This is a genomic window from Streptomyces sp. enrichment culture (assembly GCF_964272895.1).
Lineage (GTDB): Bacteria > Actinomycetota > Actinomycetes > Streptomycetales > Streptomycetaceae > Streptomyces.
In genome coordinates this window covers 5,832,678-5,848,895 of the sequence record NZ_OZ186832.1, presented here as the reverse complement: position 1 = coordinate 5,848,895, position 16,218 = coordinate 5,832,678, and the positions used below count along the sequence as shown (strand labels likewise).

Annotated in this window: 16 protein-coding genes; 13 read left to right on the top strand and 3 right to left on the bottom strand. The window is 73.9% G+C overall.

Features of this window, described 5'->3' with window-relative positions:
• Positions 1–81: 81 nt before the first annotated feature.
• Positions 82–879: a pyrimidine reductase family protein gene (locus tag ACSU6M_RS26320; RefSeq protein WP_437072815.1), complete on the bottom strand. Its 798-nt coding sequence runs from the start codon at positions 877–879 to the stop codon at positions 82–84.
• A 37-nt stretch (positions 880–916) separates the two neighbouring features.
• On the opposite strand from ACSU6M_RS26320, the gene zapE reads away from it, so the two are divergent.
• The 7 genes from zapE (at position 917) to ACSU6M_RS26285 (ending at position 7,822) form a co-directional block, all read left to right on the top strand.
• Positions 917–2,020, top strand: a complete 1,104-nt coding sequence (gene zapE / locus ACSU6M_RS26315; RefSeq protein WP_437072814.1) for a cell division protein ZapE — start codon at positions 917–919, stop codon at positions 2,018–2,020.
• Positions 2,021–2,251: 231 nt separating this feature from the next.
• Positions 2,252–2,833 carry a carbonic anhydrase gene (locus tag ACSU6M_RS26310; protein ID WP_437072813.1) on the top strand — a complete coding sequence of 194 codons (582 nt, stop codon included), beginning with the start codon at positions 2,252–2,254 and terminating at the stop codon, positions 2,831–2,833.
• A gap of 8 nt (positions 2,834–2,841) precedes the next feature.
• Entirely contained in the window at positions 2,842–4,344 is a 1,503-nt protein-coding gene (locus ACSU6M_RS26305; RefSeq protein WP_437072812.1) for a SulP family inorganic anion transporter, read from the top strand.
• A gap of 108 nt (positions 4,345–4,452) precedes the next feature.
• Complete coding sequence (locus tag ACSU6M_RS26300; protein ID WP_437075355.1) at positions 4,453–5,226, top strand: slipin family protein; 774 nt, start codon at positions 4,453–4,455, stop codon at positions 5,224–5,226.
• 86 nt (positions 5,227–5,312) lie between these two features.
• The gene (locus ACSU6M_RS26295) at positions 5,313–6,674 is read left to right on the top strand and encodes an alkaline phosphatase PhoX (protein WP_437072811.1); all 1,362 of its coding nucleotides are present in this window, start codon (positions 5,313–5,315) and stop codon (positions 6,672–6,674) included.
• Between the two features lie 100 nt (positions 6,675–6,774).
• Positions 6,775–7,623: a polysaccharide deacetylase family protein gene (locus ACSU6M_RS26290; protein ID WP_437072810.1), complete on the top strand. Its 849-nt coding sequence runs from the start codon at positions 6,775–6,777 to the stop codon at positions 7,621–7,623.
• Positions 7,624–7,642: 19 nt separating this feature from the next.
• A complete protein-coding gene (locus ACSU6M_RS26285; RefSeq protein WP_437072808.1) occupies positions 7,643–7,822 on the top strand; it encodes a hypothetical protein in 180 nt (59 codons plus the stop codon).
• A 33-nt stretch (positions 7,823–7,855) separates the two neighbouring features.
• Here ACSU6M_RS26285 and ACSU6M_RS26280 read toward each other — a convergent pair whose 3' ends face one another.
• Positions 7,856–8,527 (bottom strand): ABC transporter, encoded by a 672-nt coding sequence (locus ACSU6M_RS26280; RefSeq protein WP_437072807.1) that lies wholly within the window; start codon positions 8,525–8,527, stop codon positions 7,856–7,858.
• Entirely contained in the window at positions 8,524–9,432 is a 909-nt protein-coding gene (locus tag ACSU6M_RS26275; protein WP_437072805.1) for an ABC transporter ATP-binding protein, read from the bottom strand. Before ACSU6M_RS26275 ends, ACSU6M_RS26280 begins: the two co-directional genes overlap by 4 nt.
• A gap of 83 nt (positions 9,433–9,515) precedes the next feature.
• Between ACSU6M_RS26275 and ACSU6M_RS26270 the strand changes: the two genes are divergently transcribed.
• The 6 genes from ACSU6M_RS26270 (at position 9,516) to ACSU6M_RS26245 (ending at position 16,168) form a co-directional block, all read left to right on the top strand.
• On the top strand, positions 9,516–10,214 hold the full coding sequence (locus ACSU6M_RS26270; protein ID WP_437072803.1) for a peptidyl-tRNA hydrolase: 699 nt from the start codon (positions 9,516–9,518) through the stop codon (positions 10,212–10,214).
• Positions 10,215–10,352: 138 nt separating this feature from the next.
• On the top strand, positions 10,353–11,141 hold the full coding sequence (locus ACSU6M_RS26265; RefSeq protein ID WP_437072801.1) for a DUF4142 domain-containing protein: 789 nt from the start codon (positions 10,353–10,355) through the stop codon (positions 11,139–11,141).
• A gap of 101 nt (positions 11,142–11,242) precedes the next feature.
• Positions 11,243–12,643 (top strand): DUF692 domain-containing protein, encoded by a 1,401-nt coding sequence (locus tag ACSU6M_RS26260; protein ID WP_437072800.1) that lies wholly within the window; start codon positions 11,243–11,245, stop codon positions 12,641–12,643.
• 155 nt (positions 12,644–12,798) lie between these two features.
• Positions 12,799–13,533 (top strand): DUF4142 domain-containing protein, encoded by a 735-nt coding sequence (locus ACSU6M_RS26255; protein WP_437072799.1) that lies wholly within the window; start codon positions 12,799–12,801, stop codon positions 13,531–13,533.
• A gap of 95 nt (positions 13,534–13,628) precedes the next feature.
• Complete coding sequence (locus ACSU6M_RS26250; protein WP_437072798.1) at positions 13,629–14,447, top strand: TIGR04222 domain-containing membrane protein; 819 nt, start codon at positions 13,629–13,631, stop codon at positions 14,445–14,447.
• Between the two features lie 125 nt (positions 14,448–14,572).
• Positions 14,573–16,168, top strand: coding sequence for an alpha/beta hydrolase (locus ACSU6M_RS26245; protein ID WP_437072796.1), 1,596 nt, complete (start codon positions 14,573–14,575; stop codon positions 16,166–16,168).
• The last annotated feature ends 50 nt before the right edge of the window (positions 16,169–16,218 follow it).

Here is a 16,218-nt window from a genome sequence, read left to right as displayed (position 1 = left end):
ATCCTGCCCCGTGATCGCACGGGTACTGCCGGTCTAAGTGTGCCCACCGGAAGCTAAACGGAACGGTAGATTCCGCCGATTTCACGACCGACGGTAGCGACCGAACAGGAACCCGGCCTCTTCCAGCAGGGACACGAGTTCGAAGCGGCGCGGAACGGTGACGGAGGGACCGCCCGCGATGCGCTGCGCGTCGCCCGCGGTGAGCATCGGGGAGACGGTCAGACACAGCTCGTCCAGCACCCCGGCGGCCACCAGCTGGCCCAGCAGCCGCGGCCCGCCCTCGGTGAGGATCCGGGTGTGTCCGAGGTCGGCGAGCGCCCGTACGGCCCGGGCGGGGTCCACGCCCATGCCGTCACCGGCGATCACCACGCGCGCGCCGGCCTTCTCGGCGGCCGCCACCTTCTCGGGCGCGGCGGCGGCGCCGGTCAGGACGAGGGTGGGGACGAGCGGGGAGGTGAACAGCGGCAGGGAGAAGTCCAGGTCCAGGCTCGCCGAGACCACGGCGATCGCGGGCGCGGGCCCCTGACCGGCCGCCTCGCGCCGCGCGGCGAAGTCCTCGCGCGCGCGGGCCGGGCGGTAACCCTCCTGGCGTACCGTTTCAGCACCGACGAGGATCACATCGGCGAGCGCCCGCAAGGTGCCGAAGATCCGCATGTCGGCGGCGTGGGAGATGGGCTGCGAGCGGCCCTCGTGCTGGGCGGCGCCGTCGAGCGTCGACACCATGTTCGCCCGCAGCCACACCTGCGGCCCCTCGGGGCCGGTCGGGGGGTAGGCGTAGGCGTCGGCGAGCTCGGCGAGACTCCACTCGCGGTCGGCTCCGGGCCGGGGCTCGGGGGCCGGGGCTGCTGTTTCATCGGTCACAGGGAACAGGCGTCGCATGTTCCGCAGTGTTCCACGCGGCTTAAGCTGGGGAACCGTGTCGTCCTCCCCCTCCGCCTCCGGGCTCGACCCGATAACCGGCGCGGCCCCACTGTCCCTGTGCTCCCGCGAGCCGCACGTCCCCGCGGACCGGCTGGTCGCCGAGATGGTGCCGCCGCCGCGGTTCGACTCGGTGCGCTTCAGCACGTACATCCCGGACCCGAACCAGCCCAGCCAGAGCGAGGCGGTCTCCGTCCTGGAGGGCTTCGCCGCCGGACTGGGCGGCGCGCACGCCACCGGCGCCGGCAGGCGCGGCTTCTTCGGGTTCGGCCGTGCCAAGGCCCCCAGGACCCCGGCCGGCCCGCGCGGCGTCTACCTGGACGGCGGCTACGGCGTCGGCAAGACCCACCTGCTGGCCTCCCTGTGGCACGCCACCCCGGCGGAGCCCGCCCTGAAGGCGTTCGGCACCTTCGTGGAGCTGACCAACCTGGTCGGCGCCCTCGGCTTCCAGCAGACCGTCACGACGCTCTCCGGGCACCGGCTGCTGTGCATCGACGAGTTCGAGCTGGACGACCCGGGCGACACCGTCCTGGTCTCCACCCTGCTCGGCAAGCTGGTCGACGCGGGCGTCGCGCTCGCCGCCACCTCCAACACCCTGCCGGGCAAGCTCGGCGAGGGCCGGTTCGCGGCGGCCGACTTCCTGCGCGAGATCCAGGGGCTGTCGGCCCACTTCCGCACCCTGCGCATCGACGGCGAGGACTACCGCCACCGCGGCCTGCCCGAGGCCCCGGCGCCGTACTCCGACCAGCAGGTGACCAAGGCGGCCTACGCCACGCCGGGCGCCTCGCTCGACGACTTCCCGCATCTGCTGGAGCACCTGGCCCGCGTCCACCCCAGCCGCTACGGCGCGCTGACCGACGGGCTGAAGGCGGTCTGCCTGACCGGTGTGACGTCCGTGCCGGACCAGTCGACGGCACTGCGCCTGGTGGTGCTGGCCGACCGGCTCTACGACCGCGAGATCCCGGTGCTGGCCTCCGGGCTGCCCTTCGACCGTCTGTTCAGCGAGGAGATGCTGAACGGCGGCTACCGCAAGAAGTACTTCCGGGCGATCTCCCGGCTGACCGCGCTGGCCCGCGACGCCAAGCGGCTCGTGGAGAACTGACGACGCTCGTTGTGCGAACCCGCGTCCGGTACGCGGTTTCTAACATCCGATAATCTGCCTGCTCAAGGGCTGGATCAAGCCATCGACCGGCACTCCTGGGTCCCTTTCCGGTCGGAAACCCGACGTTAACCCTGCAAGCGACTTTGCAGGGTTAACGTGTTTCTTGACCATCTGTTGACCAACCATTGGGACACGGCATGCCTGCGTGCCGTGCCACCAGGAGGCCAACCCATGCAGCCCCTCATCGACAACGCCCGTAGCTTCGGACAGCGCCCTGAGGAGTTCGCCAGACTCGCCGAGGGTCAATCCCCCACCGTCCTGTTCATCACCTGCTCCGACTCCCGTGTCGTACCGGCCCTGATCACCGGAGCCCGCCCGGGCGAGCTGTTCGAGCTGCGCACCGCGGGCAACATCGTTCCGCCCCACGACCCCGCCCGCCCCACCGCGGAGGCGGCCACCATCGAGTACGCCGTCGATGTGCTCGGCGTCCAGGACGTCGTCGTCTGCGGCCACTCCCACTGCGGCGCCGTCGGCGCGCTGGTGCGCGGCGACGACCTCGACGCGGTGCCCGCCGTACGCGACTGGCTGGTGCACGCCGCGGACAAGCCCTCCGCCGCCGACCACGAGGATCCCGCCGTCGCCGACGCGGTGCAGCACCACGTCCTCGCCCAGCTGCTGCGCCTGCGCTCCTACCCGTGCGTGGAACGGGCGTTGGCCGAGGACAGACTGCGCCTGCACGGCTGGTACTACGAGGTGCACACCGGCTCGGTGCGCGAACACCGCGCGGACACCGACGCCTTCGAGGCCCTGTGAGGCGCCCCATGCCCAAATACCCTTATCTCAAGCAGGACTTCCTGGCCTCCATCGTCGTCTTCCTGGTCGCCGTGCCGCTGTGCGTCGGTGTGGCGGTCGCCTCCGGCGTCCCGGCCGAAGTCGGCCTCGTCACCGGCATCGTGGGCGGCCTCGTCACCGGCATGATGCCCGGCAGCAGCCTCCAGGTCTCCGGCCCGGCCGCCGGTCTGACCGTGATCGTCTTCGAGGCCGTCAGCGAGTTCGGGGTGGGCACACTCGGGGTGATCGTGCTGATCGCCGGCCTGCTCCAGCTCGCCATGGGCTTCTCCGGGATCGGCCGCTGGTTCCGGGCGATATCCGTCTCCGTCGTCGAGGGCATGCTCTGCGGCATCGGCCTGGTGATCATCGCCGGGCAGGTCTACGCGGCGGCGGGCCTGAAGGCGCCGGAGACCGGTATCGACAAGATCGTCGGCTTGCCCGAGGCGTTCGCCGACGCGTTCCGCAGCTCCGATGCCCTCGCCTCGCTCGCGATCGGCGCGGGCACCATCGCCGTCATCCTGCTGTGGACGAGGCTGCCGAAGGCGGTGCGGTCCGTGCCCGGCGCCCTCGCGGCGGTGGTCCTGGCGACGGTCGCCTCGCTCTCCTTCGACCTGCCGGTCGCCACGGTCGAGGTGGAGGGCCTGCTCGGCGTCGTCCAGCCGCCCGGCTCCGACGCCTTCGGGGAGCTGGCCGACCCGGCCATCTGGGGCACGATCGTCGCGTTCGCGCTGATCGCCTCGGCGGAGAGCCTGTTCAGCGCGGCGGCGGTGGACCGGCTGCACGACGGTCCGCGCACCCAGTACGACAAGGAGATGATCGCCCAGGGCACCGGCAACACGGTGTGCGGTCTGCTCGGCGCGCTGCCGATGACCGCGGTGATCGTGCGCAGTTCCGCCAACGTCAACGCGGGGGCGCGGACCAAGGCGTCGCGGGTGCTGCACGGCGTGTGGCTGCTGCTCTTCGCCGCCGCGCTGCCCTCCGCCCTGGCGCTGATACCGATACCCGCGCTGGCCGGCATCCTCATCCACGCGGGCTGGAAGCTGATCCCGTTCCGCCAGGTCGCCGCGCTGTGGCGGGGGCACAGGGGCGAGGCGCTGATCCTCGTCGTGACCGCGGTGTCGATCGTCGCCGTGAACATGTTCGAGGGCGTCCTGATCGGTCTCGGCCTGTCGGTCGTCAAGACCGCCTGGGAGGCATCGCACGTCAAGCTGGAGGTCGTCGACAAGGGCGCCGGTCCCGTCCAGGCGTACCTGTCGGGCAACGCGACCTTCCTCAGGCTGCCGAAGATCCTCGACAGTCTGGAGGCGCTGCCCCAGGACCGGCCGGTGGAGCTCGATCTGTCCGGCCTGCACCACCTGGACCACGCCTGCCGTACGGCGCTGGAGAACTGGGCCGAGCGGCACAGCGCGGCCGGCACCGAGCCGGTGCGGATGACCGTGGCCACCGCGTCGTCCACCGGGGCGGCCGAGCCCGTACGGGCCACCGCGCCCTGACCTTCTCCGCCCGGTGCCCGGTCCGCGGCCGCTCATGGCCCCGGACCGGGCACCGGGCATATCGTGACAGGAGCGGGAAAGCAGGGCCTTCCGGGCGAGGAGGTCGTCATGGTCGAGGAGCTGCTGACGGCGATCGCGGCGACCGGGGCCGCCGCTCTGGCCTATGTCGCGGCGGCGGCGCGGGTGGTCAAGCAGTACGAGCGCGGGGTGGTGTTCCGGCTCGGCCGGCTGCGCGGCGAGCCACGCACCCCCGGACTGACGCTGATCGTGCCCGGCGTGGACCGGATCCGGAAGGTCAATCTGCAGATCGTGACGATGCCGGTGCCCGCCCAGGAGGGCATCACGCGGGACAACGTCACCGTGCGGGTGGACGCGGTCGTGTACTTCAAGGTCGTGGACCCGGCGGCGGCCGTCGTCAACGTCGAGGACTACCGGTTCGCGGTGTCGCAGATGGCCCAGACCTCGCTGAGGTCCATCATCGGCAAGAGCGATCTGGACGATCTGCTGTCCAACCGGGAGAAGCTCAACGAGGGCCTGGAACTGATGATCGACAGCCCGGCCGTCGGCTGGGGCGTGCAGATCGACCGTGTCGAGATCAAGGACGTGTCGCTGCCGGACACCATGAAGCGCTCGATGGCCCGCCAGGCCGAGGCCGACCGCGAGCGCCGCGCGCGTCTGATCAACGCCGACGCCGAACTCCAGGCGTCCAAGAAGCTCGCCGAGGCCGCGCACCAGATGGCCGACGCGCCCTCCGCCCTCCAGCTGAGGCTGCTGCAGACGGTGATGGCGGTGGCGGCGGAGAAGAACTCCACGCTCGTCCTGCCGATCCCGGTGGAGCTGCTGAGGTTCCTGGAACGGGGCCAGCAGCCGCCGGACCGGTGACACCTGCAACGCGCGTAGTTCCCGTACGGCCCGGACGATGATAGACACGGCTGGTCAGTCCTGTCCGCCAACAGGAAGGCTGGACCATGTCTCTGACCCGTCGTCAAGCGATCGCGCGCACCGGTGCCGTGGGAGCCGGCATCGCCTTCACCGGAGCCCTCTCCGAACTGTTCGCCGGCTCGGCCGCCGCCATGGGCCGGCACGGCTACGGCCCCCTGGTGCCCGACCGCAAGGGCCTGCTCGACCTGCCAAAAGGTTTCCGCTATCGGGTCCTCTCCCGCGAGGGCGCCCAGCTGCGCTCCGGCGAGGGCCGGGTGCCGTCCAACCACGACGGCATGGCCGCGCTGCCCGGCAGAAACGGCCGCGTCCATCTCGTGCGCAACCACGAGAACCGCGTCACCGGCCGCATCGGCGTCCCCACGGTCCGGGGGCTGACCTACGACCCGGCCGCCAAGGGCGGCTGCACGGCCCTGACCCTGGACGCCGGCGGGCGGGTGCTGTCCGAACGGGTCGCCATCGCCGGGACGGCCGTCAACTGCGCGGGCGGCCCGACCCCTTGGAACACCTGGCTGACCTGCGAGGAGACCGAGGACAAGGCCGGCACCGTCGGGTACACCAAGGACCACGGCTTCATCTTCGAGGTGGACGGGGCCGACCCGTACCGCAGCGGCGCGGTCCCGCTGACCGCCATGGGCCGCTTCGCCCACGAGGCCATCGCGATCGACCCGCGCCGCGGGATCGTCTACGAGACCGAGGACGCCTTCCAGAAGCCGTTCGGCCTCTTCTACCGCTTCCTGCCCGAGAAGCCGCTCGGCGGCCCCGGCTCGCTGCGCGCCGGCGGCCGGCTCCAGGCGATGCGGGTGCCCGACGTGCCCGACCTGTCGGTGATCCAGGAGGCGGGCGCCACCTTCGACGGCGTGCACTGGGTGGACGTACCCGACCCGCTGGCCAGGCAGACGCCGATCCGGCTGCAGGACTTCGGCCCGCTGGGCATCACCCACGCGCAGAAGCTGGAGGGCTGCTACTGGGGCGGGCGCTCGGTGTACTTCGTGTCGTCCTTCGCGCGCAGCGCGGACGGCTCGGGGGCCGACCACTACGGACAGGTCTGGCGCTACGACCCCCTGCTGCGCTCCCTGACACTGGTGATCGTCTTCGGCCCCGACACGGATGTGCGGCTGCCCGGCGAGTCCCCCGACAACATCTGCCTCGCCCCCAGCGGCGGTCTGATGGTGTGCGAGGACGGCGACGGCGCCCAGCACGTCTACGGCGTCACCCGGCGCGGCGAGGTCTACGCCATGGCCCGCAACCGCCAGAACATCGGCAGCCCCGACGCGCCGGAGTACGGCGAGTTCGCCGGCGTCACCTTCTCGCCGGACGGCGAGACGATGTACCTCAACTGCTACAACCCGGGCACCACCTTCGCCGTGACCGGCCCCTGGCGCCGCTGACCGGCCCGGCGGGACCGGGCGGGTGACTCCCCGCCCGGCACGGGCGCACGGACGGCGAGGGCTGCCGGGTTCACCGGCCGGGCCCTCCTACGTTCGTACGGTGATCCTTTCCGTACGACGATCCGCCGCCGTCTGTGCGCTCGGCGCCGCCCTCGCCGGGTGCGCCGCCCCCGTGACGACGACCAGCTCCCTGGGTCCTGCCCGCGCCACGTCCGCGTCCCCCACCGTGTCCCGGCCGCCCACCCTGGCGCCGGGACCCGAGGGCCTGACCCCCGTCTTCCACCACGGCCCCCGCACCCCCGACAAGACCGTCGCCCTCACCTTCGACGCCGACATGACGGCCGGCCAGGGCGCCCGGGCCGCGGCGGGCGAGCGCTTCGACAACCCCTCGCTGATCGCCGCGCTGCGCACCCTGAAGGTGCCGGCGACCGTGTTCATGACGGGCCGGTGGGCCGAGCAGTACCCGGACCAGGCCCGCGCCATCGGCCACGACCCGCTCTTCGAGGTCGCGAACCACTCCTACAGCCACTACGCCTTCACCGGTGACTGCTACGGGCTGCCCACCCTGCCCGCCGACCGGATGCGGGCGGACGTCGAGCGGGCGTACGCCGCGTTCCGCGCGGCGGGCGTGCCGGACGCGAAGCCCTACTTCCGCTTCCCCGGCGGCTGCCACGACCGCCGCGCGCTGCGCGCCCTGACCCCGACCGGGGTGACCGCCGTGCAGTGGGACGTGGTCGGCGGCGACGCGTTCGCCACGGACGCCGAGGCGGTGGCCCGGCAGGTGCTGGACGGCGTGCGGCCGGGGTCGGTCGTCGTGCTGCACTGCACCCGCAGCGCGGCCCCGGCGACCGAACGGGCGGTCCGGACGATCGTCCCCGAGCTGCGGCGGCAGGGCTACCGCTTCGTGAAGGTCTCCGAGCTGATCGGAGCCTCCGCCGGGCGGCGGTGACCGGCCTACGCTGGACGGTATGAGCGAGGACGACTACTGCCTGATCGACTCGGCACGGCCTCCGAAGGCGGACGGGCCGCCGTACGCCGAGTGCGTGCTGTGCCGGGAGCCGACGGAGTACCCGGAGGCGTACAAGGGGATCACGCTCTGCCCGGTGTGCGAGTGGCAGGAGGCGCAGCGCACCGCCTGCTCGGGGTGACCGGCGGGCGCGCCGGCACCTGGCCCGGCCTGCTCAGGGGGATCTGCGGGCGGTGAGCGCGCAGGCCCCCGCCGCCGCGGCCGCGGTGAGCAGCGCGGCAGCGAGCAGCGGCAGCACCGGCTGGGTCACCGTGCCCGAACGCGAGCCGGTGACCAGGCCGCTGACCGCCGCGTTCGCCGGGGAGCCGCCGGCCACCAGGGCCGACAGCGCGGCCAGCAGCAGGGCCGGCACCGCACGGCCGGTGGAGCGCAGCACCGGCCACGCGGTGAGCGCGCCGACCGCGGTGCCGAGCAGCGCGCACGTCTGAGCCGCCAGCAGGCCCGACAGACCGGCCGCGGGCCGTGCCACCCGCGTCTGGTGGTCGGCGCCCACCGGATCGCTGATCAGCGTCACCACGAGGGCCGCCGCCGCGCCGAGCAGCGCCGCCGCGCCCAGCGCCACCAGCAGGGCCGCCAGGTGCGCCCGTACCGGTCCGGCCGCCGCGGCCACACAGGCGCGGGCCGCCGGGGGCTCGCCGGTGACACAGATCCGCACCAGCCAGGCGGCGACCGGCAGCAGCGCCGCCGCCGTGTAGCCGAGCGAGTCCAGCACCGGCTCCCCGCCCCGCACGCCGACGGCCAGGAAGACGGCGTACAGCAGGAACGGCGGCAGCCAGCGCTGGGAGCGGAGCAGGAGAGCGGTCTGGTAGCGGAGCAGGGCGGTCATCGGGGGTTCTCCAGGTGCTCCGGCTTCTCCGGGGGCTCCGGGGGCTCAGGGGCGTCGTGGTCGGTGGCCGGGCGCACGCCGATCACATGCCAGGGCGGGCGGGCCGTGAGCAGGGTGCGCAGCAGCACGTCGCTGCGGGCGGCGGCGACGGTGAGGCGGTGGACGCCGGGCGCGGACCCGGTGGCCGTCGCCGTGAGCGCGAGCACGTCCGGGGGCAGGGGCGCGCCCCGCACCTCGACGACGACCCGCGGCCCGTCGGGTACGGCCGTGGTCTTCGTACGAGGGTGCAGACCGCCGTCGCGCACCTGGTACTCGGCGTCGGGCAGCCCCGCCAGCCGGGCGGGGTCGTGGTCGACGAACACGACCGCGCCCCCGGCAGCCGTCCGCTCGGCGACGGCCCGGTCCAGCTCGGCGCGGGCGTCCACGTCCAGCCCGGTCCACGCCTCGTCCAGCACCAGCAGCTCCGGCTCGGCGAGCAGCGCCTGGGCGACGGCGACCTTCTGGCTGCCGCCCTTGGACAGCCGGGCCAGGGGCGTCCCGGCGTACCCGGCGGCGCCGAACCGCTCCAGCCACTCGCCCGCCGCACGCTCGGCGCGGGGGCGGGGCAGGCCGTGGACGGTGCCGAGGTGGGTGAGATAGCCGTGCGCGGTGAACGGCAGGGCGGGCGGGAAGCGTTCGGGCACATAGGCGGTGCGGGGGCGGCCGGTCAGGCGGCCCTCGGTGGGGGCGTCGATCCGGGCGAGGACGCGCAGCAGGGTGGACTTGCCGGTGCCGTTGCGTCCTTCGACGCGGGTGAGGGTGCCGGGCCGCAGGTCGAGGTCGACCGCGCGCAGCACCCAGGGGCCGCGCAGGCCGTAGCGGCGGCCGACGCGGTCCAGGCGCAGAACGGTGTGGGTGAGGGTCATCGCCCCTGTAGACGGTGGCGGCAGGAGATCGGTTGATCACCCGACCCGCCGTTTCCTCGGAGGGGTCCAGTAGCCTCGCGGTTGTGAGTGACAGCCCCTTCCGGTCCGAGGCCCCTGTCCGTGACCAGGCGCCGCAGTTCGTGCTGCCGCTGGTCGTCCGTATCGAGCGGGCCGCGCCTCCGGCCCGCACCGACGCCCTGGAGACCGCGGCACGCGCCGTGCTGACGATCCTCGGCGACCCCCGGTCCCTCGGCGAGGGCGCGTGGGCGCGGGCGATGCGGGACTGGCAGGACGCCCGGATCCGGAAGGTCGTACGGCGGGCGCGGGGCGCCGAGTGGCGGCGCGCGCAGGCGCTGGACGGGATCACCGTCACCGGCAAGGCGGCCGAGGTGCGGGTCTTTCCGCCGGTCCCGCTGGACGGCTGGCCCAAGGACCTCGCCCGGCTCCAGGTCTCCGGCACCGACCTCGACGACCCGCAGACCCCGGCGCCCGCGGACCCGGGCGTGCCGGTGCTGTGGATGAGCCCCGAGGTCGAGATGTCGGCGGGCAAGGCGATGGCCCAGGCCGGGCACGGAGCCCAACTCGCCTGGTGGCAGCTGTCGGACGAGGAGCGCGCGGCCTGGCGGGACGCCGGCTACCCGCTCGCCGTGCGCACGGCCGCCCCCGCCCGGTGGCGTGAACTGACCGCCGGTGGCCTGCCGGTGGTCCGCGACGCGGGCTTCACGGAGATCGCGCCGGGCAGTTGCACGGTGGTGGCGGAACATCCGGCACTGACCGGCTGAGACGCCGGAGGCGTCCGGTTCCGCCCTTGCCGACCGGGATCCCGTCCCGCTGAACATCCCGGGGACGCCGTCCGTATCCCTGGGCGCTGGTGGTGCGTCACCCGCCAGCGTCCAGTCGGCTTTTCCGGGAGGCTTCCTTTGCGGCGTATCAACGGTACGGCCTTCATCATCGCGGCCCTCGTCGCCACCGTCGGCGCGCTCGCTTTCCCCGTGTGGTCCTACGCGGACCGGTCGGGCACCGGTCAGGCGAACATGGAGGCAGGGACGGTCAGCACCCGCTGGGGACCGCTGACCGCCGCCGACCGCGATCTGATCGTGCGGGTGCGGCTGGCCGGGCTGTGGGAGCTGCCGGCCGGCCAGCAGGCGATGGAACGGGCGCCGAGCGAGGCGATCAAGGAGGCGGCGGACCATCTGATCGTCGGCCACACCGATCTGGACAGACGCGTGCGGATCGTCGCGGCCCAGCTCGGCGTCGCGCTGCCGAACCAGCCGAACGAGCAGCAGCAGGGCTGGCTGCAGGAGCTGACGGCGGCGACGGGCGAGGAGTACGAGTACAAGTTCGCCAACCTGCTGCGCTCCGCGCACGGCAAGATCTTCCCGGCGATCGGCGCGGTGCGCAACAGCACCCGCAACACACTGGTGCGGCAGCTCGCCTCCGACGCGAACCAGACCGTGCTCGACCACATCACCGTGCTGGAGAAGACCGGCAAGGTCGACTTCGACGCGATCGCCAACGAGGCCGCGAACGGCTCCACCGCCAGCCCGACCGGCCCGCCGCCGCCGGTGCCGGGCCAGCCGGTGCCCTCGGCGCCCGGCGCCGGGCCGAGCGGCGACATCCGCACCACCTCCCGCCCCTCGCCGGGCGCACCCGGCACGGTCAACACGGACCGGCCGGACCCCGTGGACTCGGAGGGCGTCCTGCAGTAGGCGAAGCTCAAATGTTGCTCTGAAGGTGGCCGTGGCGGGGTTGGGGCCGCGGCCACGGGGCCATACCCCCGCCAGCACCGATCGCTAGGGGGACGGACACGATGGCACTGCTGGGGACGGGGATCGGCTGGCGGCCGGAGATCGCGGACGCCGTGGAGGACATGCCGGGCATCGACTGGGTCGAGGTCGTCGCCGAGAACGTGTGCCCGGGGCATCTCCCCGAGTCGCTGCTGCGGCTGCGCCGGCGCGGGGTGACCGTCGTCCCGCACGGCGTGGCCCTCGGCCTCGGCGGCGCGGACCGGCCGGACGAGGGGCGGCTGACGGCGCTCGCCGAGCGGGCGGAGGCGCTGGGGGCGCCCCTGGTCACCGAGCACATCGCGTTCGTACGCGCGGGTGGCCCGCTGACCGCGTCCCCGCGGCTGGAGGCCGGTCATCTGCTGCCGGTGCCGCGTACGCGGGACGCGCTGGACGTGCTGTGCGAGAACGTCCGGATCGCGCAGGACGCGCTGCCGGTGCCGCTGGCCGTCGAGAACATCGCCGCGCTGATCTCCTGGCCGGGCGAGGAGATGACCGAGGGCCAGTTCCTCTACGACCTGGTGGACCGCACCGGCGTCCGGCTCCTCATCGACGTCGCCAACCTGCACACCAACCACGTCAACCGCGGCGAGGACCCGGCCAAGGCGCTCGCCGAACTCCCCTTGGAGGCCATCGCCTACGTCCATGTCGCCGGCGGCTTCGCCCGCGACGGCGTCTGGCACGACAGCCACGCCCACCCGGTGCCCCGCCCCGTCCTCGACATCCTCACCGACCTCGCCTCCCGCGTCGCCCCTCCGGGGGTCCTGCTGGAGAGGGACGAGAACTTCCCGGAGCCGGCCGAACTGCGGCGGGAGCTCACGGAGATACGCGCGGCCGTGGCATCGGGGTCCGCGGCACGGGCACGGGCCGAGGGGGACGGGGGGCGGCTCGGCGCCGGGCGCGGGCGGGGGACGGGGCACCCGCAGGGGGACGGCGTACGGCTGGACGCCGGGCGCGGGCCGGAGGCGGGGCCCGTCGGGACGGACGGGGCGCGGGCCGGAGCCGGTGCACGACCGGCGGACGCCGCGCGGCAGCGGGTGGGGCTCGCGCAGGCCGCGTTGCTGTCGGCGCTGGTGGCCGGAACACCCGTGCCGGAGGGGTTCGACCGGGCGCGGTTGCGGGTGCAGGCGCGGGCGCTGGCCGGGAAGCGGGCGGACGTCGTGGCGAAGGTGGCGCCGGAACTGCCGGTGATCCTGGGGGACGCCTACCGGCGCGCCTTCCTGGCCTACGCCCAGCGGCAGCCCATGACCGGCGGCTACCGGCATGACGCGCTGGCCTTCGCCGAGGACCTGCTGCGCCGAGAGCAGCCGGCGAACGCCCGTGCCCGGCGGGAGTTGCGCGCGTGGTGGCTGGAGCGCTCGGGCCCGGCGCCGCGCCCCCGCGCCCGGCTGGCCAGGGCCACGCGCAAGGTACTGCTGCGCCGCTGACGCCGGACGGGCGCGGGCACGGGGCGGCACGGGGCCCAGGGCACGGGGCACGTGGAACCTTTCGCCCCCGCAGGGAAGTTGGCGTGGCGGCCGCAGTAATATGCCAAGCCCGCACCCGAAGCGCACTGGCGTGCGGTGCCGCAACAGGAGGCACCATGCGACCGCGACCCCCCGTCACCGGCCGAGGCGTGTTCAGCGGCACGGGACTGATCGTCACGGGCCTGACGGCGACCCTGCTGGCCATGATCTTCCCGATCTGGTCCTACGCGGACCGCTCGGGCACCGGCCCGGCGCTGCTGGAGGCCCAGTCCGTGTCGACGAGGTTCGGCCCGCTGTCCGCCCTGGACCGGGAGTTCATCACCAAGGTCAGACTCGCGGGCCTGTGGGAGCTGCCGGCCGGGCAGCAGGCACAGGAGAAGGGCACCACCCGGGCCGTACGCACCGCGGGACAGCACCTGGTCGACGGGCATGTCTTCCTGGACGACCGGGTGCGCGACGTGGCCTCCCGGCTCGGCCTGGAGCTGCCGAACGAGCCCAACGAGCAGCAGCGGGCATGGCTCGACACCCTCGACGCGGCCCAGGGCACCACCTACGACCGGCAGTTCGCCAACATCCTGCGGCTGGCGCACGGCAAGGTCTTCGGCCTGGTCGCCCAGGTCCGCGCGAGCACCCGCAACTCCCTGGTGCGCCAGCTGGCCGACGACGCCAACGCGACCGTCCTCGACCACATCAAGGTCCTGGAGGCCACCGGCTACGTCGACTTCGACCAGCTGGCCCGCGACATGGCGGCCGGCACCACCCCGCCGATCACCCCCTCCCCCGCCCCGCCCGGCCCGACGGCGGACCCCGCGCCCGCCGTGCCGGTGACGCCGGCCGGCGCGGAGCCGTAGTGGACCGGGCAGCCGGCCGTCATCTGTCCGCCACCGCACGTCCGGATACTGAACAAGACGTAGCGTTTGCGCGGCCGTTGACATAGAAACGCGGCATGTTCTGGGTGCCCCTCCTGCTGCTGGCCTGGGCCGTCGCCGGCGCGGCCTGCGTCCGGCTGTGCCTGGCCGCCGTACGCGCCGCGGAACTGGACGCGGCCACGGCCGACACGGACGCGGACCGCACGCTCACCCTCTACGAGGCGGCGTTCCTGTCCGGCGGCCCCCGCCGGGTCGCCGATCTGACGCTGGTGTCGATGGCCCGCCGGCGCAGGCTGCTGCTCGCCCGCACCGGCTGGGCCACCGTCGTGGACCCGCGCGGCCGCGACGAGATGGAGCGCTCGGTGATCGCCGCGATCGGCCCCGGCGGCCAGTCCCGCATCGCCCCGGTGCGCAGCGCCGCGGCCGCCGCCGACGCCGTGCGCGAGCTGGCCGAGCGACTGGTCGGCGCGGGCCTCGCGGCGCCCGGGGACGACCGGTCGTGCGTGGCCTCGGCGGCCCGGCAGGTGCGGGCCGCCGCCGTCGCCGTGACCGCGCTCGGCACGGTCGCGCTGCTGCTGCCCGTCCCGGCCGGGACCCCGCGCCGGCTGATGGCCATGTGGTTCGCGCTCCCGCTCGTCCTCTCCCTCAGCTGTCTGGCCATCGCCCGCTTCGAGGTGCGCCCCGTCTCCCGCTGGGCCTCCCCCGCCGGCGCCCGGCTGCTGGGCACGCTCGCCCCGCACACCGGTACCGGCGACGACCGCGCGTTCCTCACCGCCGTCGCGCTGCGCGGCATAGGGGCCGTCGGCGACCCGGACCTGCGGGCGGCCTTCTCCCACCGGGAACATCACCGGGAGCAGACGCGGGAGCAGCCCCCGCAGCGTGGCCGCGACAGCTGACGGACCGGCCGGCCAGGGGGCGCACAAGGAGCATTGCGGCCGACACCGGACGGACGGTGCTTGCCTTCGCCCACCGCCGACCGAAACATCCCTTCTGTCGCGCCCGTGCACCGAAGGGATCCGCCATGAGAGCCGCCGCCCGACACACGGCCGCCGGAGCGTCGGCCGCAGCGCTGCTGCTGACCACCCTCGCCGCGGCCCCGGCCGGTGGCTCGACCGGCGCGCTGCCGGAGGCGGTCGCCGCCCGGCACGGCGTCGCGGTGGCCGCCGCCCGCGCCCGCGCCACCGGCATCGACTTCGGCCGCTGCGCCAAGGACCAGGAGGCGCCCGGCACCCTGGAGTGCGGCACCGTCACCGTCCCGCTCGACTACGCCCGCCCCGACGGCCGGCAGATCGAGCTCAGCGTCTCCCGCGTCCGGGCCACGCATCGCGACCCGCACAACAGCAAGCGCAAGGTCCCCCGCCAGGGCGCCCTCGTCTTCAATCCGGGCGGCCCCGGCGCCTCCGGCTTCTACTTCCCGCTGATCGGCCTGCTCCCGGAGTGGAAGCGCATCGGCGCCGCCTACGACCTGGTCGGCTACGCCCCGCGCGGCGTCGGCCGCTCGGCGCCGCTGTCCTGCCAGGACCCCAAGCGGTACTTCAAGGGCCCCTCCCCCGCGCCGACGCACCCCTCCGCGTCGTACAAGAAGGAGCGCATCGCGCAGGCCAAGGCGTACGCGCGCGGCTGTGCCGAGCGGGCGGGCGGCGCCCTGCGCCACTACCACTCCCTGAACAACGCCCGCGACCTCGACGTGCTGCGCGCCGCGCTCGGGGAGAGCCGGCTGACGTTCATGGGGGCCTCCTACGGCGCGTACTTCGGGGCGCTGTACGCCACGCTGTTCCCCTCCCATGTGCGGCGCATGGTGTTCGACTCGCCGGTGAACCCGGACCCGGAGCGCATCTGGTACCGCAACAACCTCGCCCAGTCCGCCGCGTTCGAGGACCGCTGGGCCGACTTCCGGGAGTGGATCGCCGAGCACCACAAGGTGTACGGGCTCGGCGACACGGCGGAGAAGGTGCGGCGCAGCTACGAGAAGGCGCGGGCCCGGCTGGCGGCGGAACCGGCGGGCGGGAAGGTGGGGCCGGCCCAGCTGCACGGGGCGTTTCTGCAGGCCGGGTACTACGACGACTACTGGCCGCTGCGGGCGCGGGCGCTGTCGGAGTACCTGAAGGGAGACCCGCAGCTGCTGATCGACGTGGCCGCGCCGGTGCGGGAGGCGGCGGCGGAGGCGGAGAACGCGGGGGCGGTGTACACGGCCGTCGAGTGCAATGACGCGCCCTGGCCGACGGAGTGGGAGGTGTGGGACCGGGACAACACCCGGCTGGCTCGGGTGGCGCCGTTCGAGACGTGGGACAACGTGTGGACGAATCTGCCGTGTGCGTATTGGCGTGCGCCGCGTCAGCAGCCGCTCGATGTGCGGGTGGGGCCGGGTGAGTTGCCGCCTGTTCTGATCCTCGCTGCGGAGCGGGATGCGGCGGCGCCCTATGACGGGGCGCTGGAGTTGCGGCGGCGGCTTTCGGGGTCCGTGCTGGTGACGGAGCGGGACGCCGGGTCGCATGGGGTGGCCGGGGGGCCGAACCGGTGTGTCAACGGGCACTTCGAGGCGTACCTGTTGGAAGGGCGGTTGCCTTCGAGGCGGGCGGCTTGTGCGGGGCGTGCGGAGCCTCGTCCTGCCTCTTGAGGCCGGGTGCCGGGTGCGGGTTGTCCGTGGTTGTTCGCGCCCACGCGGCG